Genomic DNA, 1,024 nt, shown 5'->3' with positions numbered 1-1,024 from the left:
CTAGTCTTCTGAGTCAGGAATTCTGTTGAGATGTGTAGGCTTGCTCTATGGCGGGGATGGGGCGGCCGAAGGCCGAGTTGACGCTGTCGGATGAGGAACGGGCCGCACTGGAGGGGTGGGTGCGGCGTCGTTCCACGCCGCAGGCGTGGGCACTGCGCTGTCGGATCATCCTGGCCTGCGCCGGGGGTGCCTCGAACAAGGACGTGGCGGCCCAACTCGGTTCCACGCCTCATGCGGTGGGGCGGTGGCGTGCCCGGTTCGTGCAGTACCGGATCGCCGGCCTGGGTGACATGCCACGTCCGGGTGGTCCCAGGACGGTGACCGACGAGCAGGTGGCCGCGGTGGTCACCAAGACGCTGGAATCCACTCCGAAGAACGCGACGCACTGGTCGACACGGGCCATGGCGAAAGAGACGGGCCTTTCGCAGTCGTCGGTGTCCCGGATCTGGCGGGCCTTCGGCCTGCAGCCGCACCGGTCGGAGACCTTCAAGCTGTCGACCGATCCGTACTTCGTCGACAAGGTCCACGATGTCGTGGGCCTCTACCTGGACCCGCCGGAGCGGGCCCTGGTGTTCTGCATGGACGAGAAGTCGCAGATCCAGGCCCTGGACCGGTCCCAGCCCGTGCTGCCGATGATGCCCGGGGTTCCCGAGCGGGCCACCCACGACTACGTCCGCGCCGGTACCACCACACTCTTTGCCGCTCTCGAGGTCGCCACAGGCAAGGTAATCGGCTCCCTGCACCGCCGGCACCGGGCCGAGGAGTTCAGGAAGTTCCTGACCAAGCTCGACAACGAGGTGCCAGCCGGCCTGGACATCCACCTCGTCTGCGACAACTACGCCACCCACAAGACGCCCGCCATCAAGAAATGGCTGCTGGCCCACCCCCGCTTCCACCTGCACTTCACACCCACAGGATCGTCCTGGCTGAACCTCGTCGAGCGGTGGTTCGCCGAACTCACCAACAAGCAGATACGGCGAGGCGTCCACAAGTCCGTCCAGGCCCTGGAGAAGGACATCCGCAA

The 1,024-nt window shown here is 66.0% G+C and carries 1 protein-coding gene; it reads left to right on the top strand.

Annotated features, from left to right (window positions below):
- Positions 1–47 precede the first annotated feature (47 nt).
- The coding region (locus ACH492_RS40075) for an IS630 family transposase (RefSeq protein ID WP_398994383.1) at positions 48–1,024 on the top strand (977 nt) is incomplete at its 3' end.

The organism is Streptomyces sp. NPDC019443 (genome assembly GCF_044389785.1).
In the GTDB taxonomy this organism is placed as follows: Bacteria; Actinomycetota; Actinomycetes; order Streptomycetales; family Streptomycetaceae; genus Streptomyces.
The sequence above is the reverse complement of the archived record's forward strand: the minus strand, read 5'-3'. Positions and strand labels throughout refer to the sequence as shown.